The organism is Paenibacillus sp. MSJ-34 (assembly GCF_018918005.1).
In the GTDB taxonomy this organism is placed as follows: Bacteria; Bacillota; Bacilli; order Paenibacillales; family Paenibacillaceae; genus MSJ-34.
This window is the reverse complement of sequence record NZ_JAHLPR010000014.1, coordinates 19,558-41,934: the sequence shown is the minus strand read 5'-3', so window position 1 is coordinate 41,934 and position 22,377 is coordinate 19,558. Positions and strand designations below refer to the sequence as shown.

The following is a 22,377-nucleotide window of genomic DNA, read 5'->3' as shown; positions in this document are numbered from 1 at the left end:
ACACTGCTCGTCGGGTTTGTGGAGGAGACGGTTTACCTGCGGCTTGATTTTGAATATTTTATTGAAAAAGGGTGCTGTTACGGCTGTTGCGACTTCGAGCGTTTTGTTTGCGATCACCCACGCCGCGAACGCATTGTCGGGACAAAGCGCCGCCGATACGGCGATTCAAATCGTCTATGCCTTGTTAATCGGGTTATCGCTCGCGTTGTTGATGGTGAAACATCGGAATATTATCCCATTGATCCTGTTTCATTTTTTACATAACTTGATTCAATTTACGAGCCATGACGTGTCGTCGTTAGGTTACAATTTGCTGATTATGGGATTGCTGTTGGCGCAATGCATTTGGATCGTTGTATCGATGAGAAAATCGGCTCAAACCGCGTAAGTTCGGCAATCCCGCACAAGAAGAAGGCCGGAAGCTTCGTGGAGGCTCCGGCCTCTCGCCGCGGATGCGCAAGGTTATGGCAGCATGCCGGTTTCGATCTTTCCTTTGACGCCCATCATAAACGCATAAAATTGATCCGGTTCTTCAAAATGAGGAAAGTGCACGGATTGTTCGAACCAGACAAATTGCTTGTCCGGCGCGGCCAAAGTTTGGTAATTGCGCTGATCCCAATTAACGACAACAAAATCGTTCTCGAGCTCGCGCTGATATTTCCGGGCGTAAGCGATTTGGGGATAACCGGGGCCGCCGTGCAGGATTATAGCTCTCCGATCGTCAGCGTAACGGGACAATGGTCGCTGCCCATGACATGAGCATCGATTTGCGCGTCCAGCAGGCAGGGTTCGAGTCTCGACGAAATGAGAAAATAGTCGATGCGCCATCCGATATTCCGCTCTCTTACCTTCGGCATGAAGGACCACCAAGTATAAGCGTCGGTCCGCGCAGGGTAGAAGTATCGGAAAGTATCGGTAAATCCGGCGTCCAGCAATCGGGTCATTTTGCCCCGCTCTTCAGGGGTAAAACCGGAATTGTTGCGGTTCGATTTGGCGTTCTTCAAGTCGATCTCTTGGTGGGCAACGTTCAAATCGCCGCAGACGATAACCGGTTTGCGAGCGTCCAATTGCTGCAGATAGCTGCGGAAACGATCCTCCCACTGCAGCCTGTAGTCCAGTCGCGATAAATCGCGTCTGGCATTCGGCGAATAGACGTTCACGAGATAGAAGCCGTTGAACTCCAAAGTAATGATGCGCCCTTCGGGTTCGTAGTCTTCTTCCAGGCCGTATCGTACCGTAATCGGTTTGAGTTTGGTAAATACGGCGGTTCCGGAATACCCTTTCTTCTCGGCGCAATTCCAATATTGTGCGTATTCATCGCCAAGATCCAGTTCGATTTGACCCGGCTGCAGTTTCGTTTCTTGAACGCAGAAGATGTCCGCTCCCGTTTCTTTGAAATACTCGTTGAAACCTTTATTTACGCAGGCTCTGAGGCCGTTTACATTCCAAGATACTAGTTTCATCTATTACCAATCTCCTTGCGTAAGTTCTGAGCGGCTGTCCGCTGGCTCCTTCTAACGAATCTTTCTTCCGATGTAGATGCGATGCGGACAAAGGGTTAGCCTCGTATATCTAGCAATTATATCACGACTCCTTGCCGCGGTTGCGAGGAATATTGTAAAAATGCAGCACAAACCCCGCACCCCTGACCGCACCTCATCCGCGAGGTTAAAATTGTACCTCTTCCGTCGGACTCAAATCACATCCATCCATCGGACTAAAGCCGCACCCTCCATCGCATCAAAGCCATTTCTCATCCATCAGACGAAAACCGCACCTACCTATCAATCAACCCGCTCTATGTTCACTGGCGTTGCATTAACTTCTACCGCCCTGCTCCCCAAGTTCGCGGACACAGAAGACGCTAATTGTGACAAACGACCCGATTTCGGCCAGTTTGCGGACAGACGATCCTTTATTCGGGGCAAAAGCGTAAAAATAAGCTCTGCGACGAACGGATAACGGAACCAATGTCCGCCGAAACCGCGAATAAGCGGTTTTGACGCAAGATAACGGTCGTACGGTCCGGATAGCAATTTCTCGATGCAACGCCAATGCTCTATGTTGTAAAAAATGCAGCATAAACTCCATCTCCCGCACCAAAACCGCTCTATGTTGTAAAATATACAACAATATTGTCGGTTTTTCACACGAAGAAGCCATTTTCACTCCATTATGCTGTACAGAATACAACATAGCAACGGCTTGTCCGCAGTTTGACCTCGCTATGCTGTACAAAGTACAACATAGGCAAAACAGGGCAGCTATTTAAGCGGCTAACAGTGGCTTGAAGCAGCTAAAAATGGCTTAAAGCAGCTTAAAGTGTGGCTTGTAGCAGCTGAAATGGCTTAAAGCAACTAAAGTGGCTTGAAGCAGCAAGATAGGTAGTCATATGCAGCCATAAACTGGCATAAACAGCAGGCAGTCATAGTTTCATAGCGATGTACCTCCCCATATCGAAACAGGCGCGGCGGCGAACGGGCGTCGAAGATACTGCGAAACCAAATCCTCTTACCGTAACTGCTCGAAATATCCCTTGCTCAATTCATAGCTGCGAACATACTTGCCGCGAACGAGCGGGTGCAGCAACCTTTTATCGGCGAGACCCTGCAGCCATTTCCGCGCCGTACGGAAATTAACTTCATAATATTGGCTAACATCCATCGGACGGATCGGCCTCCCCAAGCTCCATGCCAATCGAATGACATCCTTCTCGACCGGTGAAACGGATGCGGCGGATTGGCTGCGGATCAGATAAGGGCCCACCACTAATTGCAGCAGCATGCGGCATACATCGGGACGTTTCTGTACATCGTCAAAAGAAAAATGAATCATCTTCCAGCCGATTCCCGTAAGAAAGGTTTCCCGATTCAAGGAATAGCTGAAGCTCTCCCGATCCATATCTTTCACATGGCTTTGGAACCCGTCGCATTCAATGCCGAAACGGCCGAATGGCGGCAGAAAAGCGAAATCGAGGAATTGCGACTTTCGATTCCAATCGTATATCTCATATTCCGGATGCAGATGATTGAAGTTCCCGAACAACGGCCACCATACGTTTTGAAGCAGCAGCTTTTCCGCGTACAGATGCCCTCTTAGCAAACGTCCTTTTCGCTCCCCGCTCCTAGCGGCAAGGTGACCGTCGATCCATTCGCGATGCGCTTGTTCAAAATCCATAACATTCATCTCCTTCATCTTATCAATAAAAAAAGAACGCCCTATGCCGATTGGCTATGAGGACGTTCTTCGTCTGAACTATATTATACTATTGGAAAAGTCTGTATGCTAACTGTTTTTTGAGATTTCCGGACAAAGGTAACATAAATCAGCGATTCGCCGCGCTTGATTTCAACCGAAATTTTATCAATAATGGAACTAATCGATGGACAAAGGAGCGAAAGCCGACTATGGAATGGAATTATTACAATACATTCATCACCGTCGCCCCGGATTGTCCGGCAACGAAAGGAACGGTGCCGCCGGACAAAAAATCTGGAAAATCGAAAGCCGGGATCGAGTTTGAGTTGATTTCCTCCCATCCTTACGAGTACACCCAGGAAGATATTCTATACGAGGTGCATGTCCGGCATAAGGGGATACCGCAGGAGGAATTGGAAGAGCGCGGCACGCAAATAAGAGACGAATTTTTCCAGAAGCCGACAGCTTGCATGAGAGCGTCGATGCTGCCGAAGAAATTCGGCTGGGGCCTTCATTTCGATACGGAAGGCAAAGTCGCCCTCGTTCCGATGGAATCGGATCTGTACCGGGAATTCGCCGGCGGTGAGCGGGAAGGCGTCAAGGTGCTTGCCGCAATGCGCAACGCAAGGAAGAAATAACTAGCCGTCCTACGGTTCGCGAATGCGAAACCGTCAGGGCGCTTTTTTAGATCAGCAAAAAATATCAAAACCCGCATCCCGCGATTTGCTATGCTGATATCAAAGGAGGGCAGGGGATGAACGTTCAAGCGATCATACGCCGAAGCATCGATTACATCGAACATCATTTGGAAGAACCGATCGATCCGGAGCAGGTGGCTTCTTACGCCGGATTTTCCATGTACCACTTTCACCGGTTGTTCAGCAAGGAAGTGGGCACGTCCGTCGCCGATTACATTCGGACCCGTCGCCTCTGTCATGCGGCGCAGCTTTTACTTTACTCGGAGGAGCCTATTATTGAGATCGCCCTCCAATACGGGTTCGAAAGCCAGGAGGCGTTCACGCGGGCGTTCAAAAAAATGTACGGATTGCCGCCCGGTCAATACCGTAAAACGATCGCAAGCGTCGGGCATCAACATAAAGGAGGCAATATAATGGAGCAAACGGCTAATGCAAATGTACAAGGTTGGTTTCTGACCGGAAGTCATCCGCAACATTATGAAATCGGCGTCGATCGCCAAATCGTGCACCAGGGCAGGGCATCAGGCTATCTTAAGTCGATCGCGGCGAATGGCAACGGAGAATTCGGCACGATGATGCAGCAATTTAAAGCGGACCAATATGCCGGCAAGCGGATGAAATTTTCCGGTTTTGTCAAGACGGAAGGGGTTAGCGGCTTTTGCGGACTATGGATGAGAGTCGACAACAAAGCGCAGGATGCGTTGGAGTTCGACAATATGAATAGGCGTCCCATTAAGGGCGACACGAATTGGAACCATTATAGCGTTGTACTTGATGTGCCGGATAACAGCGCCGCCATAAGTTTCGGCGTATTGCTGACAGGACAGGGGCATGTGTGGGTTGACGGGTTTCAGTTCGAGGAAGTCGACCGCAGCGTCCCGACAACGAACCAAGACGACTACGACGATTTGCCCGACGAGCCCGCCAACCTGTCTTTTGAAGCGGAAATCGAATGATTCATGACAAGTACCTGAAGAACCTGGCTTTGATCAACCAAGCCCAGGTTCTTTACGTTTATTCGCTTGTGCAAATCATCCCGGAGCGCTAATCATTGACAAATTTTTTTGTATCTAATACAATTATTTTGTATAAAATATAATCCGCGGAACAATGCATTCTCATATGTTATATTGCAACGCGTCCCGAGAGAGAAATAGGTGGTTTCGAATGATCAAAAACTTAGAGGATATTTACGATGTGCTAAAGCCGTTGATCAAGGCGATCGCACATGCGTTAGGTCCGAATTGCGAAGTGGTATTGCACGATATGAGCAAACTCGAACAATCCATCGTGGCAATTGAAAACGGTCACATTACGGGGAGAAAGGTGGGAGACTCCAGCACGAATCTCGGACTGGAGGTGTACCGTAAACCGCCGGAGGAAGGCAATCTCCTGAATTACATGTCGACGACCAAAGACGGTAAGGTGTTAAGATCTTCTTCGATCTATTTGCGTGACGAAGCCGGGCAAATACTAGGCTCTATCTGCATAAATTATAATATTACCGACTTCATGCTAGTATCCAATGTGATTAACGATTTCATCAAGACGGATAAAAAAGTGGAAGAGACGTTCGCCGGCGACATTAACGAGGTGATCGAGAAGCTGCTTGAAGACGCCGTATCGATGGCAGGCAAGCCCGTTCCGTTTATGCAGAAGGAAGACAAGATGAAAGTGTTGAAATTTTTGGATGAAAAGGGGGTATTCACCGTAAAAAGGTCCATGGACCGCGTCGCTATGTTTCTGGATATGTCCAAATTTACGATTTACAATTACTTGGAGGAAATTCGGCTGGGGAAAGAAAGTAACTTGCTGTAAAGTTTTCGCGCATGAATCATTTTTTCCGTTGAGGGAGGATGCGTTTATGAATTCAAAGGAAATTCGGCATGAGGCGGCAAAAGATTATCTGATGTATATTGACGGCAAGTGGGTTGAGGCTGAAGGCGGGAAATATTTCAGCACGTACAGTCCCGCAAGCGGAGAAACGATCGGAAGAATTCCCGAAGGTTCGAGAAACGATGCGGTTAAGGCGATCCATGCGGCTCGGCGGGCCGCGGAAAGCTTCAGGGACGTATCCGTTTGGGAGCGGTCGGAGCTGTTGAAGCGGGTCGCCGCCGTCATTGAGAAAAGGAAAGATGAGCTTGCGTATATTTTGACATTGGATCAAGGTAAGCCATATTATTCCGAATCTGTTTATGAAATCGCTAACATGGCAAAAACCTATCTGGAAGCCGCCGAACAGATCAAATGGCTGGAAACGCCGGTCATACCGGTTGAGGACAGAAACAAACGCGTATTTAGCATCAGACAGCCGAAAGGCGTGTATGCCGTCATCACGCCATGGAATTTTCCGTTTATGATTCCTACCGAATATTTGTCGGCCGGACTGGCCGCAGGCAACACGATCGTTTGGGTGCCCGCGCCGACGACTTCGATCTGCGCCGTGAAGCTGATGGAATGCTTCGAGGAAGCGGGGATGCCGAGGGGCGTCGTCAATTTGGTAACCGGCAGGGGGGACGTTGTCGGGGATGAGATTGTGTCCAATCCTGGAACCGATGCGATCGGTTTTACGGGCAGTTCGGCAACCGGCAAGCAAATCGCGATCCGGGGAGCCGGCAAACCGTTGCTGCTGGAGCTTGGCGGCAACGGCCCGACCATCGTATTGAAGGATGCGGATATCGACTATGCGGCGAAGTCGATCGCGGCCGCTTGTTTCTCCAATGCCGGCCAGGTCTGTTCTTCGACGGAAAGAATTTTAGCGCATCGGGACGTCTACGATTCGTTTGTGGGCAAAATGGTGGAACAGGCGCGGCAAATTAAGCTGGGAGACCCGTTCGAGCGGGCTACAACGATGGGACCGTTAAACAATTATCCGGTTGTGGAGAAAAACGTTCTCCATGCGGAGGACGGACGCAAGCGAGGGGCGAATATCCTTACCGGCGGAGCGGTTGCGCAGGAATTTCCCGGCGGATTGTATTTTCAACCGACCGTCGTCGCCGATGTAACGCCGGAATGCCTATATAACGCGGAGGAGACCTTCGGTCCCGTCGCGCCGATCATGCCGTTCGATTCGCATGAAGAAGCGCTGGATATTGCGGGGCGCAATCAATGGGGGCTAGTGAACGCCGTCTATACGAACAGTCTGAGGGATTCCATGTATTTTGCGGAAAAACTGCGCGCAGGCATTGTCAATATTAATGAAAACAGCAATTATTGGGAGCCCCATATTCCATTCGGCGGAGTGGCCGGGAAATCGAGCGGACTCGGCAGAGTAGGCGGAAAGTATTCGATTATGGAAATGTCCGATTTGAAAACGATATGCATGAATATACGTTAAAACGATTGGCGAAGGGAGCGCGCTTATGCGAATTGCAGACCGTATCATGCTCATAGGCAGCGGAGAGACCGGGACGATGTTGAGTCATGCGCTGGATTGCAATATGTATTTGATCGATTGTCACACCGAGTTTGTTATGATCGACGCCGGTTCGGGGGTGGAGCCGGAACGCATCGTCCGCAACATCGAATCGGCGGGCGTCGATATGAAGAAAGTATCCCATCTGCTGTTGACTCACGCTCACGGAGACCACGCCGCGGGAGCGGCGTTTTTCCGCGATGCGTTCGGGATGCGCGTCGTATGTCCGCAAGAGGCGAAGGCATGGCTTGAGAACGCCGACGAGGACAAGCTCAGCATTGGCCCGGCGAAGCGTGCCGGCATCTATCCCGAACATTTTCGGTTTCCGCCTTGCACGGTCGACGATGCCGTAGGCGATAACGATAAGTTGAACATTGGGGACGCAGTCTTTCAAGTCATTGAAACGCCCGGGCATTCCCGGGGCCATGTTTCTTATTTATGGATTGATGGCGGTACGGTCCGCTTATTTTCCGGCGATTCCGTCTTTTCCGGCGGAAAAATCAGTTTGCAAAATATTTGGGACTGCTCGATCCAGGCATATGCCCAAACCGTCGCGAAACTGCATGCCCTGCGCGTCGATCAATTGTTTCCCGGCCATGGCCCGTTCTTGCTGCGCGAAAGCTGGAAACATATCGAGAAAGCGCATATGGCTTTTGAACGGTTGGCTTTGCCGGCAAATATATAAAAAGTATTTACAAATTTTTTTTGGTATATTGACAAATTTTTTTGTATTAATTAAAATAAATTTGTAATGAAAGCGCATACGAAGGAAGATACATCTTAGAAACGGAGTGAATAACATGTCAAGCATTGAAGCAAGATTATTGGAGTTGGGTGTCGTACTGCCCGAAGCTCCGAAACCCCGGTTCAAATATGTTCCGGCGAAAACCGTAGGAACACTCGTCTATACGTCCGGACAAGACTGCCGGATTGACGGAGTACTGAAATATGAAGGCAAAGTAGGGAAAGAGTTAACGATCGAACAAGCTCAAGATGCGGCGAGAATAACCGCCATCAATTGTTTAGCCGTCCTCAAACAACATATCGGCAATCTGGATAAAATTAAACAAGTCGTGAAATTGTTAGGTTTCGTCAATTCGGCAGAAGAATTCGCCGATCAACCGTATGTCATCAACGGCGCCTCCGAGTTTCTGGAAGAAGTATTCGGGGAGAAGGGCAAGCATGCAAGATCCGCGGTATCCAGCAATGAACTTCCGTTCAATACGCCGGTAGAGATCGAAATGATCGTAGAAATTGAAAGCGATTAATTCATTTCGGCGAAGCCAAGGAAGCGATCTTCATTTTGATCGGGGGTGATGTATGAATAATATTCAGAATATTCAGAATATTTGATGGTTATTGTGAAATCAGGAGGGGACATAAAAATGAAAAAGAGAACAACGAAAATGATAGGTTCAATCATGATTGCAATCGTCCTTATCGTCTTGTCGGCTTGCGGATCGAGCGGCTCCGGCAATACAACGCAAGGAAGCGGCGGCTCCGCTCCCGCGTCGAACGATTCGAATAAACCGAAATTAGGAATTGCCGTTATCGATTTGAAAAATGCGTTTTTCGTACGGATGAAAGAAGGCGGAGATGCGGCCGCTAAAGATTACGGCGTAGAAGCGATTTGGCAAAGCGCCGACGGCTCGTTGGAAAAGCAAATCTCGATTATTGAAAATTTCATTCAACAAAAAGTCGATGTGATCTTAATTGATCCGATGGATGCCAAAGGATTGATTCCGGTCATCGACAAAGCGGGAGAAGCCGGCATTCCGGTTATTACAATGGGAAATAAAGTAGAGGGCAAACAAAATCATAACACATTATATCCCGATTACGAGAATATGGGCATGATTGCCAGAGCGATGGCGACCGCCATGGACGGCAAAGGGCAAATCGCCTTGTTAACCGGGGCGGCGGGCAATTTCGTATCCGATACGCGGGAGAAAGGCTTTAAAGATGTCATTCAGAAAGAATTTCCGGATGTTGAAATTGTAGGCGTGCAGCCGACTAGCTTCGATCCTGCGCAAGCGCAGCGCATTACGGAAACATGGCTGAACAACTATCCGGATTTGAAGGGCATTGCGGTCATCACCGATCCGCTTGCGCTTGGGGCGATGTCAGCTGCCGAAGCGAAAGGGAAGCAGCTGATTTACGGAGGAATTGACGGCGATGTCGAGATGCATCCGTTTTTTGAGAACGGTTCCATGATTATCGACGTGCTTACCGGATCCGCGCGCGTAGGGTACTGGAACGTTGCGGCAGGAGCGCGCATTGCCAAAGGCTCGAAATTCCCAACCGACCTTTTCATGCCGACCCACTTTATTATGACGGACGACATGGCATTGAATTTGAAGAGCAAAGGGATGGAATTCCGTCACATTACGCCGCAGACGGCGACCGTTATTGCAACCGGATACACCGAAGAATTAGGCCCGAACCAACCCGATGAGAGGATTAGCGGCCAATGATTCCGGCAAAGGCTAATTTGAACGGGAACAATTCGGTCCATCGAATCGCGCTGCTGTTCAGGAACCGTTCCGGCAGAATTAATATTACGTTAATCGGAACGAGTGTGTTGCTCCTTATATTATTCGGCAGTACGCTGCCCCATTTCATCTCCTTCGGGAATTTCATCAATATGGGGCATCAAATGGCAATCACGGCTTTAATCGCGTTTGCCATGACCGCTGTTATTCTAGCCAGAGGAATCGACCTGTCGGTCGGTTCATCTCTGGCTTTAGCGGGAATTGTCGGCGGAATCGCCCTTCAAAGCGGGCTGCCGTCGTTTCTTAGCCTTCTGATCACAATCGCGGTTGGAATCGGCGTCGGCATATTGAACGGCTTTTTGGTCACAGGCTTGAACATTAGCCCGTTTATCGCCACATTCGGGACGATGGCGATGTGCCGCGGGGCGGCGCTCAGCCTGTCGAACGCTTCCAGCATTCAGATCAACGATCCCGTCATGATTTGGCTCGGCTCGGCTACCGTCGGACCTGTGCCTGTATCGATCTTTCTGATTATTCTGTTCTTGATCGTTTGGTGGCTCGTATTTAACCGTACGATCCTCGGCCGCTATATTTATGCGGTCGGCGGCAATGCCGAAGCGACCCGCGCCTCGGCGGTGAACGGCAAACGGATCCAGTTTCTCACCTATGCGATGGCCGGCGGGTTCAGCGGTTTGGCGGCGATCCTGCTGATCGGGCGGGTACAGTCGGCCCAGCCGTTAGGCGGATTCGGCCTGGAGTTTGACGTCATTACCGCGGTGGTCATCGGCGGGACGCTATTGAGCGGCGGAGTGGGCAGCGTGCTGGGGACGTTTTTCGGAACGATCTTGGTGACAATCATCCGAACAGGCCTGTCCTTTTTCGGAATTGCGCAGGAGATTACCTATATCGTAACCGGCGGAATGATCTTGCTGTCCGTTCTCTTATACCAACCGGATCTGCTGAAGTCGTTCCGAATATCCGGCGGGAGAATCCACAGGCTGCAGCCGATCTCCCATGCGGCGGGGGGTGAAGGACAACGCGCGCGCAGGGAGAACCATACGCTGCGCTTGAACAATATCGGCAAGCTATATTCCGGCGTTCGCGCATTGCAGCAAGTCAATTTCGAGGTATCGTCCGGAGAAGTGGTATCGCTTGTCGGCGAGAACGGTGCCGGCAAATCGACGTTGGTGAAAATTTTGTCCGGCGTCATTACACCGGAAGAAGGGACGCTGGAATTGGACGGCGAGCCGATCGAACTGCGTAATCCGAAGGAGGCGAGAGATGCCGGCATCGGCGTTATTCATCAGCATTACAGCCTCGTTCCGGAATTAACGATCTATGAAAATCTGTTCATCGGCCGCGAAGAGACAGTGACCGGCTTCCTGCGAAGAACGCGCATGAAACGAATCACCAAGAAGCTGTTGGAAGAGTTTCGCATCGGCCTAAAGCCGGAAACGAAAATCGGACAATTGACGGTAGGGCAATGCCAGCTCATTGAAGTGGTGAAGGCGACACTGGGCAACCCGTGGCTGATTATTATGGATGAACCGACGTCTTCCCTTTCCCGGAGCGAAAGCGAGAAGTTGTATGAATTAATCCGGGAACTGACGGCCAAGAATGTGGCGATTCTTTATATATCCCATAAAATGGAAGAGTTGTATCAACTTTGCAATCGTGCCGTCGTGCTGCGCGACGGGAAGCATGTGGGGAATGCGGAGCTTCCGGAAACGGAAGAAAATGCGCTGATCAATATGATGGTAGGGCGCAACATTGAAAGCATCTTCCCATATCGCGAAGCGAAGCCGGGAGACATTGCGATTCAGGTTGACGGTTTATCCGACGGCGGTTTGTTAAAAAATGCGTCTTTCCAAGTGCGGCAGGGCGAAGTCGTCGTGCTGGCAGGGTTGATCGGCGCGGGAAGAAGCGAGGTGCTGGAAGCGATATTCGGATTATCGCCCATCAAGCACGGCAAACTTGCCGTATTCGGACAAGAAGTGAAGCGGCCGACTCCGCAAACGATGAGCGGCATGGGGCTTGCCTTCGTACCGGAAGACCGCCATGAAGCCGGCTTTGTGCCGATGCTCTCCGTTCGTCATAATATAAGCTTGTCATGGCTTAGAAGAAACAATAAGTTCGGCTTTATTCCGATGAAAGAAGAAATATCGCTCGTCCATAACATGATGGACAAGTTGAATGTGAGACCGGCCGACCCGGACAAGAACACGATATTCCTTTCCGGCGGCAATCAGCAAAAGGTCGTGTTGGGCAAGTGGCTGGTGACGCAGCCGAAGATTTTACTGCTTGACGATCCGACCAGGGGCGTTGACGTTGGGGCGAAATCGGAAATTCATCAGATCATCGCCGAGCTCAAAGCGCAAGGCGTCGCGATCTTAATGGTATCTTCCGAACTGCCGGAGGCGTTGAACGTCGCCGATCGCATTATCGTGATGCATGAAGGACGAACGGTTGGCGAATTGGCGCATGGAGCTGCCGAGAACGAAGTGATGAACTATGCGCTGGGCATGAATCGTACGGGATAATGCAAAATGAGCGAACACAATAGACAAAAGGAGTGTTTTGAAATGAGAAGATTGAAAATGGCGATTGTCGGAGCGGGAGTTATGGGACAAATGCATGCGCGTACGGTGGCGGAATGCGATTCGGCCGAACTGGTTGCGATTGTCGATTTGAATAAAGCGGCGGGCGAAGCGGTTGCCGGCCAATACGGGGTTCGATATATATCGAGCGTGGAGGAAGCGTTAAAGGACGAATCGATCGAAGCTTATACCGTTGCGCTGCCGGACAGGCTGCACGTGGAAGCCGCCTCGAAACTTTTAATGGCGGGCAAAGCCGTATTGCTGGAAAAACCGATGGCCGACACGCTCGAAGGGGCGAGACAAATCGCCGAAGCGGCGGAAAAAGGCGGCGGCCGGTTAATGGTGGCGCATATTATGCGTTTCGACCCTCGTTACGCGACGGCGGCCGAGGCGGTAAGAAGCGGAAAAATCGGCGATTTGGTTCATGCCCACGCCAAACGTTTTTCCTTTCAGGAAGTGGGCATTCGCATGAGAGGCACGAGCTCCGTTTGTTTTTACCTGGGGATTCACGATGTGGATGCCATGCAGTGGGTAACAGGCAAAAAGGTAAAGAGCGTCTTCGCCAGATCCGTCTCCAAAATTATGCCTTCGCACGGCGTCTCCTCCGAGGATGCCATCTTCGCGAATTTCCTGTATGAGGACGGAGCGATCGGCAATATCGGCATCAGTTGGGCGATGCCCGAATACATGCCTTCCGGCATTAACGCTTCGCTGGAAATTGTCGGAACGAAAGGCGTGCTGCAAATCGATACGTCCGATCACGGCTTAACCGTCATTAACCGCGATGCGGTCGTCATTCCGGACGGTCTGCACTGGCCGGAGGTGCATGGCAGAATTACCGGCGATCTCAAGGATGAAGTGCTCCATTTCGTAACTTCCGTCCGCGACGGCAAAGATTTTATCATTTCCGTGCGGGAAGCGATGCAAGCGGTCGCCGTGAACGATGCGATTCTCAAATCGGTGGAAACCGGGAAAATCGTGGATGTGGAGGCACTATAACATAAGGAGGGCGACATCATGATGTATCCGATGTACATCGACGGAGCATGGTACTCCGGCGATGGCAAACATGTGAAAGATGTGATTAGCCCGGCGACGGGCGAGACAATCGGCACGATTCCGACGGGAACGAGAGAAGATGCGGACCGGGCCGTTCGCGCCGCGCACCGCGCGGCCCCTTCCTTGGCCGCCATGACGGTATTTGAGCGGGCGGAATTATGCCAGCGGATCGCGGATGCAATTGCCGCTAACAAAGAGGAATTGGCGAAAGTGCTGAGCATGGAGCACGGCAAGCCGTATCATACCGAGGCGCTTGGCGAAGTGGAAGCTTGCATCACCTCTTTCCGGGAAGCCGCGGAACAAATCAAATGGATGAACTCGGAGATTATTCCGCTCCGCGACCCGAACAAACGGGCGTTTGCCTATCGCCGCCCCAGAGGAGTATACGGCGTCATTACGCCTTGGAATTTCCCCATCGGCTGCGCGAGCGCTTATTATCTCGCTCCCGGCTTGGCGGCCGGGAACACGATCGTATGGATTCCGGCCCCTTCGACGGCGGCTGTGGCAAGCCGGTTCATGCGGTGCCTGGAAGAAGCGGGCGTGCCGAAAGGGTATGTCAACCTTGTCATCGGGGAAGGAGCCGTTGTCGGAGATGCGGTCGTCGTGCATGAATTAACGAGCGCCGTCGCTTTTACCGGAAGCACGCCTACCGGCAATACGATCGCTGCGAGAGCCAAGGCGAAGCCATGCTTGTTGGAGCTTGGCGGAAACGGGCCTTCCATCGTACTGGCGGACGCCGATTTGGAGAAGGCATCGGATGCGTTAATTCGCGGCAGCTTTGCCAATGCGGGGCAGATTTGCACTTCCACGGAACGGGTGCTCGTACATGAGGCGGTCGCCGACAAGCTTGCCGAATTGCTTAAAGCGAAAACGGCCGCCGTGACGCTGGGCGATCCGTTCGATCCCGGCACGACGATGGGACCGGTCCATAATCGAATCGTGGCGGAGAAGGTAGTCGCTCAAGTGGAGGATGCCGTTCGCAAAGGCGCGAAGGTGATCGCCGGCGGGAACATCCAAGCGGACCGGCCTACCGCGCTGTATGTGGAGCCGACCGTAGTGGACCATGTGTCCGTCGACGCTCTTATCAACACCGATGAGACGTTCGGCCCGGTCATTCCGCTCATCCGCTTTCAGGATGAATCCGAACTCCCCAGCTTGATTGCTTCCAGCCCTTACCGTCTCTCTGCCGCCATATTTTCCGACAATGTGGGCAGGGCGATGAGCATGGCGGAGGAATTGAATTTCGGTTTCGTTCATGTCAACGAAGCGGGCAACTACTGGGAGACGCAAATACCGGCGGGCGGCACGTCCGGAAGCCCGAGCGGGTACGGCCGCAGCGGCGGGAAATGGTCCATTGAAGAGATGAGCGAAATACGAACCGTCATCGTTACGCTCTCGGGAGAAGGAAACCGATGAACGCGAAGAAGCATCTCTCATGGAGCCGTATATTGCAATTTGCCCCGGTCATTCTGCTGATTGTATTGTTATGCGTTTTTGCGTTCGTAGACGACCGAATTATTACCGGTCCGAATCTGCTGCAAATATTGGTCCAGGCCGCGCCGATCGCGATTTTGGCTTTAGGCGCCATGATCGTATTGATCTCGGGCGGCATTGACCTGTCGGCGGGTTACGGCGTCGGGTTATGCGCCGTCGTTGTCGGATTGGTGCTGACGAACGGCGGATCCTTGTTCAGCGCGATCATCATCACGTTGATGGTGGGAGTCGTCATCGGATTGTTCAACGGTTTTTTCGTCGGAATGTTGAAGATACAAGCGTTTATTGTCACGCTCGGTTCCATGACGTTAGTGCAGGGCGCCACCTTATTGCTCGCTACCGGCGGCGTATTGATCGTGACCGATCCCGTACTGAAGAAGATAGGGGTCGGAGCGACCGCTGGGGTGCCGAATATTGCGATTGTGACGGCGGTGTTAATTGTGGCCGCGGCTTTGCTCATTAAACAAACGAGCTTCGGATTAAGAACGTACGGCATCGGCAGCAGCTTGGAGTCTTCCAGATCGTCCGGCGTTCCCATTGTCAGACAGCAATTGTTCGTTTACATCTTCAGCGGCGTCTGTACGGCGATCACCGCGATTCTGCTCGTATCCCGCGCTTCGATCGTCTCGCCTAACATCGGGGGCGTCAATTTGATGCTGGATGCCATTACGGCGACCGTTATCGGAGGAACAAGCATATTCGGCGGCCGAGGGTCCATTGCCGGCACGTTGGTAGGGGCGATCATTATTAGCCTTATTACGCACGCCATGTCCGTCTTTGGCATCGGCGCCTCCAGCCTGGATTTTTTCAAAGGAATGATCATCGTCATTGCCTTGGCCATGGACTCGTTGTTAAGAGCAGCGCAGCATAAACTGGGCGCCAGACAAGCTTAATATCGTTGTTGACCGTAAACATGCCCGTCGGGGCATGTTTACGGCAATTTGGAGAGAGGGGAACGGAAATGGACGAGCGGGCGGCATCTTATTTCAATTCCGGCGAACTATTGGGTATCGCGCAGCGTCTCATACAAATGCCAAGCGAGAATCCTTCCGGTACGGAAGAAAGCGTCGCTCTATGTATCAAGAGCATTCTGGAGGAAAACGGAATTTCCGCCGAATTGTCGTGGGCTGCTGCGGGAAGGCCCAATCTTATGGCTGCCATAGAAGGGGAATTGCCCGGACCTGTATTGGTATACAACGGTCACTTGGACGTCGTTCCCGCCGGTCCGTATTGGACCAAGCCGCCGTTTGACGGGTTGGTGGAAGACGGGAAATTGTACGGCAGAGGGGCCTCGGACATGAAATCGGGCGTGGCGGCGATGCTGTATGCGGCGATCGTATTGAAACGTTCGGGCGTTCCGTTTCATGGGAAGCTGATCTTATTTTTTAACGTCGATGAAGAGCGTTCCAATCTGGGCATGAAACATTTCATGCGGGAGGAATTTACGGCCGATTATGCGGTGATCGGCGAACCGACCGATCTGGACGCATGTATTTGCCATAAAGGGGACGGACGATACCGCCTTGATACGTACGGCATATCCGGACATACGTCTGTGGTGGAACGTCCGGATAATGCCATTTATAAAATGGCCAAGCTGATTATCGGCTTGGAACTGCTGGGAAATGAAGTGAAGCGGCGCAAGCATGAAATGCTCGGTTCCGCTTCATTGACGGTGGCGCAGATCCATGGGGGCACCGCGCCGAATATCGTACCGAGCCACGCGCAGATCGAAATCGACCGCCGCGTGCTGCCCGGGGAATCGGAGGAAGAAATATACGGGGAAATCGAACGTACGGCGAGGGAAATTTCCGCCCGGGAAGGATTCGACGTGCGCTTGGAACAGTATTTGTATTTGCCTCCTCATTCGCTTGAGGAGCATCATCCGCTCGCGCAAACCGCGCTTCGAATCGCAACGGAAATTACGAACGAGCGCAAGCGGATCAAGCCCTTCCTGGCGACGACGGAGGCTCCTTTTTTCTCCGTGGCCAGAGGAATTCCAACGCTCGTTATGGGGCCGGGCAGTTTGCATCGGGCGCATACGGAAGACGAATGGGTCGACGTACAAGAATTGACCGATGCTTCCCAAATCTATATCGCGCTGGCGTTGGAGCTTTTACAACATTGCGAATCTAATGAAGGAGGGCGTTTATGATTCGAGGATTGCGTTGCACGTCTTGTGAAACAGCCTATCCGTTGGAGCCGCTATACGAGTGCAAACAATGCGGTTCCATCTTGAAAGCGGATTACGATTATGAACGAATCGGCATAAAGTGGGCGGAAAGCGGCGTAGACACGGAAGACTTGCTTCCGCTGCCCGCAGCGGAGAGAGTGTCGATCGGGGAAGGCAATACGCCTCTGGTGAGAGCCGATCGCCTGGCCAAACGGCTTGGCCTGCGGCATCTCTTCCTTAAATGCGAGTTCGCCAATCCAAGCGGGGCATTCAAGGATCGCCCGGTCTCGATGGGCGTCTCGATGGCCGTGAAGTTCGGCTACGACCGTATCATCGTCGCATCCAGCGGCAACGGCGCGGCGGCGACATCCGCCTTTGCCGCCAGAGCCGGCTTGGAAGCCGTCGTGCTCGTTCCCGAATCCACGCCGCAAGAGAAAGTAAAGCAATCTTTGGCTTACGGCGCCCGCGTCGTCAAAGTTGAAGGTCCGTACAGCAATTCCTTTGCGGTGGCGAAGGAAATCGGCGAGAAATATAACATGTTTAACGTGACTTCTACCTTTATTAATCCTTATACGGTGGAAGGGGACAAGAACGTCGCCTTCGAATTGCATCGCCAATTGAAGAACGTGCCGGATGTCATCTATGTTCCGATCGGAGCGGGACCGCTCCTTGTCGGCATATTCAACGGCTATGAAGAATTGAAGAGGTTGGGCGTAACCGGAGCGTTGCCGCGAATGGCGGGAATTCAAGCCGAGGGCTGCAGTCCGATCGCCCGCGCCTATTTGGAAGGAAGAGACCAGGTGCAATCCGATCCGTCTCCGCGGACGATTGCCGGAGGAATTTGCGACGGCCTCCACGGATATGCCAAGGACGGGACGTACACGTTGGAAACGATTCTTCGTTCGGGCGGGTTCGCTAACTGCGTTTCGGACGAAGAGATACGCGCCGCCCAGAGCTGGCTTGCTCAAGACGAGGGGATGTTCGTGGAGCCTTCTTCCGCCGTCAGCATCGCCGAGCTTGTCCATAGCGTGAAAGCCGGCAGAGTCAAGCCGGATTCCGTCGTCGTTGCCGTTCTGACCGGGCACGGCCTGAAGGACATGACGCAGGTGCAAACGGAAATGAACGCCCCGCTCATTCCGAATCGGGCTGGGGCTTTGGCGGATTTGTTAGGCGTGTAAGATGGGAACGGATGGCAGAGTGGAACATATAGACCAGAGAAATGGAGGAAGGGCAGACATGGATAAAATTCGCATCGGAATATTGGGAGTCGGCCGCTTCGGCAGGCTGCATCTGCACGTATTGCAGCAGCTGCCGAATTGCGAGGTCGTCGCGATCTCCGACTTAAACGAAGATTTATTGCAGCAGGTGTCCGAGAAATACGGCATTCCCCATACCTATCGAAATCCGGAAGAGATGATGAAGTCCGACCTCGATGTCATCGACATCGTGTCCGACGAAAGCACGCACGGCACTTTTGCCATTCAAGCGTTGGAACACGGCAAACATGTCTTTATCGAGAAGCCGATCGCTACCACCGTACGGGATGCCGAACGAATCTATCAATTGTCCCGCGAGCGCGGCAAGCAAGTCATGGTAGGCAATATTAGCCGCTTTGCGCAGCCGTACTACATGATGAAAAAATCGATTGAGGCGGGCGCTCTGGGAGAGATCGGGCATATTCGCGCCAAACGGGATTTTAGCCGGGACTGGTTTCAAAGCTTCGGGAAAAGAGTTCATCCCGTCTACGAATCGGGCATTCACGATCTCGATTTGATTTTATGGTTCGCGGACAGCGCTTGCCAAGAGGTTTACGCCGTGGAGCGAAGCTTGAGCGGGAATCGATACCCGGATCTGTTCACGGCAACGTTGACGTTTGCCAACGGCATTGTCGCTACGCTCGAATCGGCATGGCTTGTCCCGCGCAAAGGTCCGCGCAACTTGACGTAAACGCTGGAATTGGACGGCACGATCGACGCCCACATGGAGATCGTGGGTACGAAGGGATCGACGCAATTCGGGACGCTTAACACGGGGCTATCCTTATGGTCCGACGAGGAGATTCAAGTGCCGGACTATGTGCTTTGGCCGACCGAGCATGACGGAATCGGCGGAGCGATTCGGGCCGAATTGCAGCATTTTACGTATCAGGTGCGGAAGGGGGAAGAATCCCGGGTCGCGCCCTTGCTTCATTCGGTGGAAGCTTTGAAAATCGCCGATGCGATCGTTCGTTCCGGCCAAGACAAAACGATCGTTCGTTTGTAATGGGAGGACAAGATGCATACCAATCCGGTTCAACTAATTCGTCCGCAAGAAACGATAGATTTGCTTGAACGGCTCATTCGCATTCCCGGCCACGAAGATTGTCCCGGGCAGGAAAAAGCGATCGGGGAATTTTTATATAGGTTATTTCGCGAGGAAGGGATCGATGTCGAGCTTCAGGAAGTGTCGGACGGCCGCTCGAACGTAATCGCGCGCTTGCAGGGGACGGGGGGCGGCAAAAGTTTAATGTTGAACGGCCATATCGACACGATCCCTCCTTACGATATGCCGGACGCCTTGCGGCCGGCCGTTCGGAACGGCAAGCTGTACGGCAGAGGAGCCGTCGATATGCTCGGCGCGATCGCCGCGATGGCCAGCGCGTTGATCGCTGTGCGGCGTTCGCAAATCCGGCTGCGCGGCGATCTTATCTTTACCGGCGTGATCGGGGAGGAAAGCGGCAGCGCCGGCGCATGGCATATGGTGAACCAAGGCGTCCGAGCCGATTATGCCGTCGTCGGCGAACCTACAATGATGGATATCGCGGTGGCTCATAAAGGCGTCGAGTGGTTCGAGATTCAATTCGAAGGCTTGGCTGCGCACGGCAGCAATCCGGATGCGGGAATCAATGCCATTTATCATGCCAACCGGTTCATCCAGAAGGTCAGGGAAACCTATATTCCGGAATTGGCAAGACGCGCGCACCCTTTGCTTGGACATTCTACCGTGAATATTGGTGAAATACGCGGCGGCAAACGGCCCACGATCGTGCCGGATTGCTGCGTAGTCAGATTGGAGCGGAGGTATATCCCGGGCGAAAACAGAGAGCAAGTCTTTCAAGAGATGCTGTCGCTGCTGGAAGAGGTCAAACAGGCGGAGGATCATGTAAAGGTGTCGATCCGCCGAATGCCGATCACGAAGGATGTGCCTCACGATGCGTTGGAGAGTAATCCGGACTCCCCGCTCGTTCAAGCGTTGTCCGACGCTTGCCGGGAAGAGACGGGACGGAACCATGCCGCGATCGGGGTTCATTTCTGGACGGACGCGGCGATTCTGTCGAATTACGGGCAAATGGAAAGCGTCGTGTGCGGTCCGGGCAATGTCGCGCAAGCTCATTCCAATGACGAATATATCGAGTTGTCGCAATTGGAAGCGGCGACGCGCGTCTATATCAAGACGGCGCTGCAAATTTGCGGAAATTGAGGACTTCGAAGGCCTTTGCACGGCAACGAGCGGTTGCTGGTTACGAACGGACCGTACGTCCCTTATTGCGCTCCGAACCCTCTGATTCGCCGTTTTCGCGGACCGTAGATCCTTTATTCGTTCGATGGAGTGCTTAATTTTGCATGTGTAACGCGAATAGCGTACTGTGTATCCGCGAACGGTCCCAAATCGGGCCAATTGCAGCAAATAGCGTCTCGTGTGTCCGCGAACCTGTGAAATATAATTCGGTATAAGACGTTTTATTGACTAGCGTTGCATTGAGCGATTTTGCTGCCCTTTACACTTAGCGGCAAGATGGTTGCGGACACATTCAACGATTCGTTCACAGATCTACGGACAGCACTCCCTTTTGTCGAAATCCCCTTCGCTCAGCAGACTTAAATGGTGTGTCCAACACGACAAATCTAGTCTCATAAAGGCGTTTAGGACGTGATATTCTGAAGAGGCATAATGGTGTCGAATAACCGATAGTGTCCCCGGACAAGTTCAATTTTTCTGAACTTCTGAACGAGGGGGATTTTCACAGAGGGCCCAAAAAACGCTTGATCTGCGCGAAAGGATGAAAAAGTTTAACGGAACGCTAATAGGGCTGCGCCGGTTCATTGGATTTTATCCAATGAATTCCCCGTTCTGCACCGGAATGAAACCTCTTCATTGGAAATGATCCAATGAAATCTTCGAAAAACGGCTAAAACATGAAAAATGAGGGGAATCCGCTGGACAATTTCCAATAGAAGGCCGCTTGGAACGAAAATCGGCAATTTCCGTTGGACATTTTCCAATGGGAGTTGGAGCAGAGGCACTATAATAGCTGCATGTGAAACCCCTATGCGCATGGGTAAGGTGCATGGAAATTCATTGTTAAGTCCGAAAATTCCCGTTTTATTCTTCAAAACAGTCGTTTTGAAGGGAAATTCATTTTTACACAGTCTAACTTAATAAAGGAATCTATTATTCCAAATTAAAGGAGACGTGTAAAGGAATGTCCGTGACATTTGGCAAGAAGCTGATTCAATCCGGCTGGATCGTTTGGGAGAAGGGGTTTGGGCTTATATCGCGTTTGCGCAGCTCGCATATGTCGCAATACGGGATTTGCAAAGTGTTTGTAAGAAGGCATCAAGGGAAGAGTCTCGAGTGCGGGGACGGCACTTTTGTCCGCAGAGGAGATTGGATCGGAGAGCTTCATCTGGACAACGAAAAAGTGTTGCAGCTGCTGCGGACGGTCGGCGCGCGGCGCGCGGCGTTAATTACGGCGCGTATGACGAAGGAATCGTTGCGGGAAATTAGCGCCGCGCTCGAGACGATGCCGGAAATGGTGAAGGTGAAAGCCTTGACCGGCGTGACGCTGCTTCACCGCGGCATTACCCATGGGCTAGGTTTTGAAATACGGGCCATGGAGTCGAATTTATTCTATCGATTGTCTACCGTATATCTTCGTTTTTTATTGAAAGTGCTGCATCCGGACGGACAAAGCAGAATCGATGCCAAAGCGGAAAAACTCGTGCCGCTGATGCTCATTCACTCCAGAGCTTCCTTGTTACAGCATTTCTCTTCCAAAGGGACGGTATCCGTCCGTTCTTCCCGCGATCAGCCGCTTGTCGTTTCGGGGTAAACGACGGCGGCTTGTTCCGCAGGCGCTGCCGCATCGCCGCCAGACAGTATGCCGTACCTTCTAACAATAGGAGAAAAGTAATGCTAGATATCGTGCCGTTAGAGGGTTACAATATAACTATCGGCAAACGCTTACATACCCGTATTTCATCATCTCGGA

The 22,377-nt window shown here is 52.0% G+C and carries 21 protein-coding genes; 18 read left to right on the top strand and 3 right to left on the bottom strand.

Going from position 1 to position 22,377, the window contains the following annotated elements:
- The first annotated feature begins 16 nt into the window (after nt 1-16).
- Complete coding sequence (locus tag KQI79_RS27500; protein ID WP_367398155.1) at nt 17-388, top strand: CPBP family glutamic-type intramembrane protease; 372 nt, start codon at nt 17-19, stop codon at nt 386-388.
- A gap of 74 nt (nt 389-462) precedes the next feature.
- Here KQI79_RS27500 and KQI79_RS28450 read toward each other — a convergent pair whose 3' ends face one another.
- The 3 genes from KQI79_RS28450 to KQI79_RS09205 form a co-directional block, all read right to left on the bottom strand.
- A complete protein-coding gene (locus KQI79_RS28450) occupies nt 463-738 on the bottom strand; it encodes a hypothetical protein (RefSeq protein WP_483311374.1) in 276 nt (91 codons plus the stop codon).
- Nucleotides 705-1,463 (bottom strand): exodeoxyribonuclease III, encoded by a 759-nt coding sequence (locus KQI79_RS09210; RefSeq protein ID WP_216537941.1) that lies wholly within the window; start codon nt 1,461-1,463, stop codon nt 705-707. The genes KQI79_RS28450 and KQI79_RS09210 overlap by 34 nt, the downstream gene beginning before the upstream one ends.
- A 1,048-nt stretch (nt 1,464-2,511) precedes the next feature.
- The gene (locus KQI79_RS09205; RefSeq protein ID WP_216537940.1) at nt 2,512-3,177 is read right to left on the bottom strand and encodes an endonuclease domain-containing protein; all 666 of its coding nucleotides are present in this window, start codon (nt 3,175-3,177) and stop codon (nt 2,512-2,514) included.
- 230 nt (nt 3,178-3,407) lie between these two features.
- Here KQI79_RS09205 and KQI79_RS09200 point away from each other — a divergent pair, with 230 nt between their 5' ends.
- From KQI79_RS09200 to KQI79_RS09120, 17 genes are all read left to right on the top strand, one after another.
- Complete coding sequence (locus tag KQI79_RS09200) at nt 3,408-3,836, top strand: DUF6157 family protein (protein WP_216537939.1); 429 nt, start codon at nt 3,408-3,410, stop codon at nt 3,834-3,836.
- A 116-nt stretch (nt 3,837-3,952) separates the two neighbouring features.
- Nucleotides 3,953-4,852: a helix-turn-helix transcriptional regulator gene (locus tag KQI79_RS09195; RefSeq protein ID WP_216537938.1), complete on the top strand. Its 900-nt coding sequence runs from the start codon at nt 3,953-3,955 to the stop codon at nt 4,850-4,852.
- Between the two features lie 211 nt (nt 4,853-5,063).
- On the top strand, nt 5,064-5,714 hold the full coding sequence (locus KQI79_RS09190; RefSeq protein ID WP_216537937.1) for a helix-turn-helix transcriptional regulator: 651 nt from the start codon (nt 5,064-5,066) through the stop codon (nt 5,712-5,714).
- A gap of 46 nt (nt 5,715-5,760) precedes the next feature.
- On the top strand, nt 5,761-7,233 hold the full coding sequence (locus tag KQI79_RS09185) for an aldehyde dehydrogenase family protein (RefSeq protein WP_216537936.1): 1,473 nt from the start codon (nt 5,761-5,763) through the stop codon (nt 7,231-7,233).
- A 25-nt stretch (nt 7,234-7,258) separates the two neighbouring features.
- Nucleotides 7,259-7,996 (top strand): MBL fold metallo-hydrolase, encoded by a 738-nt coding sequence (locus KQI79_RS09180; protein ID WP_216537935.1) that lies wholly within the window; start codon nt 7,259-7,261, stop codon nt 7,994-7,996.
- A 115-nt stretch (nt 7,997-8,111) separates the two neighbouring features.
- Entirely contained in the window at nt 8,112-8,579 is a 468-nt protein-coding gene (locus KQI79_RS09175; protein WP_216537934.1) for a RidA family protein, read from the top strand.
- Nucleotides 8,580-8,696: 117 nt separating this feature from the next.
- Nucleotides 8,697-9,785, top strand: a complete 1,089-nt coding sequence (locus KQI79_RS09170; protein ID WP_216537933.1) for a sugar ABC transporter substrate-binding protein — start codon at nt 8,697-8,699, stop codon at nt 9,783-9,785.
- Nucleotides 9,782-12,343: an ATP-binding cassette domain-containing protein gene (locus KQI79_RS09165; RefSeq protein ID WP_216537932.1), complete on the top strand. Its 2,562-nt coding sequence runs from the start codon at nt 9,782-9,784 to the stop codon at nt 12,341-12,343. Before KQI79_RS09170 ends, KQI79_RS09165 begins: the two co-directional genes overlap by 4 nt.
- A gap of 42 nt (nt 12,344-12,385) precedes the next feature.
- The gene (locus tag KQI79_RS09160) at nt 12,386-13,399 is read left to right on the top strand and encodes a Gfo/Idh/MocA family protein (protein ID WP_216537931.1); all 1,014 of its coding nucleotides are present in this window, start codon (nt 12,386-12,388) and stop codon (nt 13,397-13,399) included.
- A gap of 18 nt (nt 13,400-13,417) precedes the next feature.
- A complete protein-coding gene (locus KQI79_RS09155; protein WP_216537930.1) occupies nt 13,418-14,875 on the top strand; it encodes an aldehyde dehydrogenase family protein in 1,458 nt (485 codons plus the stop codon).
- Nucleotides 14,872-15,846: an ABC transporter permease gene (locus KQI79_RS09150; protein WP_216537929.1), complete on the top strand. Its 975-nt coding sequence runs from the start codon at nt 14,872-14,874 to the stop codon at nt 15,844-15,846. Before KQI79_RS09155 ends, KQI79_RS09150 begins: the two co-directional genes overlap by 4 nt.
- Before the next feature lie 68 nt (nt 15,847-15,914).
- A complete protein-coding gene (locus KQI79_RS09145; RefSeq protein ID WP_216537928.1) occupies nt 15,915-17,108 on the top strand; it encodes a M20 family metallopeptidase in 1,194 nt (397 codons plus the stop codon).
- Nucleotides 17,105-18,304, top strand: a complete 1,200-nt coding sequence (thrC, locus tag KQI79_RS09140; protein WP_216537927.1) for a threonine synthase — start codon at nt 17,105-17,107, stop codon at nt 18,302-18,304. Before KQI79_RS09145 ends, thrC begins: the two co-directional genes overlap by 4 nt.
- Nucleotides 18,305-18,362: 58 nt before the next feature.
- Nucleotides 18,363-19,073 (top strand): Gfo/Idh/MocA family protein, encoded by a 711-nt coding sequence (locus KQI79_RS09135; RefSeq protein WP_216537926.1) that lies wholly within the window; start codon nt 18,363-18,365, stop codon nt 19,071-19,073.
- Between the two features lie 42 nt (nt 19,074-19,115).
- Complete coding sequence (locus KQI79_RS09130; protein WP_216537925.1) at nt 19,116-19,388, top strand: hypothetical protein; 273 nt, start codon at nt 19,116-19,118, stop codon at nt 19,386-19,388.
- Between the two features lie 12 nt (nt 19,389-19,400).
- On the top strand, nt 19,401-20,585 hold the full coding sequence (locus KQI79_RS09125; RefSeq protein WP_216537924.1) for a M20 family metallopeptidase: 1,185 nt from the start codon (nt 19,401-19,403) through the stop codon (nt 20,583-20,585).
- Between the two features lie 1,003 nt (nt 20,586-21,588).
- Nucleotides 21,589-22,218 (top strand): YkoP family protein, encoded by a 630-nt coding sequence (locus KQI79_RS09120; RefSeq protein ID WP_216537923.1) that lies wholly within the window; start codon nt 21,589-21,591, stop codon nt 22,216-22,218.
- Nucleotides 22,219-22,377: the final 159 nt, after the last annotated feature.

What these genes read in the sequence shown, in the direction of transcription:
- KQI79_RS09210 (WP_216537941.1), bottom strand. Translation starts at nt 1,463, where the DNA reads ATGAAACTAGTATCTTGGAATGTAAACGGCCTCAGAGCCTGCGTAAAT.
- KQI79_RS09205 (WP_216537940.1), bottom strand. Translation starts at nt 3,177, where the DNA reads ATGGATTTTGAACAAGCGCATCGCGAATGGATCGACGGTCACCTTGCC.
- KQI79_RS09200 (WP_216537939.1), top strand. Translation starts at nt 3,408, where the DNA reads ATGGAATGGAATTATTACAATACATTCATCACCGTCGCCCCGGATTGT.
- KQI79_RS09195 (WP_216537938.1), top strand. Translation starts at nt 3,953, where the DNA reads ATGAACGTTCAAGCGATCATACGCCGAAGCATCGATTACATCGAACAT.
- KQI79_RS09190 (WP_216537937.1), top strand. Translation starts at nt 5,064, where the DNA reads ATGATCAAAAACTTAGAGGATATTTACGATGTGCTAAAGCCGTTGATC.
- KQI79_RS09185 (WP_216537936.1), top strand. Translation starts at nt 5,761, where the DNA reads ATGAATTCAAAGGAAATTCGGCATGAGGCGGCAAAAGATTATCTGATG.
- KQI79_RS09180 (WP_216537935.1), top strand. Translation starts at nt 7,259, where the DNA reads ATGCGAATTGCAGACCGTATCATGCTCATAGGCAGCGGAGAGACCGGG.
- KQI79_RS09175 (WP_216537934.1), top strand. Translation starts at nt 8,112, where the DNA reads ATGTCAAGCATTGAAGCAAGATTATTGGAGTTGGGTGTCGTACTGCCC.
- KQI79_RS09170 (WP_216537933.1), top strand. Translation starts at nt 8,697, where the DNA reads ATGAAAAAGAGAACAACGAAAATGATAGGTTCAATCATGATTGCAATC.
- KQI79_RS09165 (WP_216537932.1), top strand. Translation starts at nt 9,782, where the DNA reads ATGATTCCGGCAAAGGCTAATTTGAACGGGAACAATTCGGTCCATCGA.
- KQI79_RS09160 (WP_216537931.1), top strand. Translation starts at nt 12,386, where the DNA reads ATGAGAAGATTGAAAATGGCGATTGTCGGAGCGGGAGTTATGGGACAA.
- KQI79_RS09155 (WP_216537930.1), top strand. Translation starts at nt 13,418, where the DNA reads ATGATGTATCCGATGTACATCGACGGAGCATGGTACTCCGGCGATGGC.
- KQI79_RS09150 (WP_216537929.1), top strand. Translation starts at nt 14,872, where the DNA reads ATGAACGCGAAGAAGCATCTCTCATGGAGCCGTATATTGCAATTTGCC.
- KQI79_RS09145 (WP_216537928.1), top strand. Translation starts at nt 15,915, where the DNA reads ATGGACGAGCGGGCGGCATCTTATTTCAATTCCGGCGAACTATTGGGT.
- thrC (WP_216537927.1), top strand. Translation starts at nt 17,105, where the DNA reads ATGATTCGAGGATTGCGTTGCACGTCTTGTGAAACAGCCTATCCGTTG.
- KQI79_RS09135 (WP_216537926.1), top strand. Translation starts at nt 18,363, where the DNA reads ATGGATAAAATTCGCATCGGAATATTGGGAGTCGGCCGCTTCGGCAGG.
- KQI79_RS09125 (WP_216537924.1), top strand. Translation starts at nt 19,401, where the DNA reads ATGCATACCAATCCGGTTCAACTAATTCGTCCGCAAGAAACGATAGAT.
- KQI79_RS09120 (WP_216537923.1), top strand. Translation starts at nt 21,589, where the DNA reads ATGTCCGTGACATTTGGCAAGAAGCTGATTCAATCCGGCTGGATCGTT.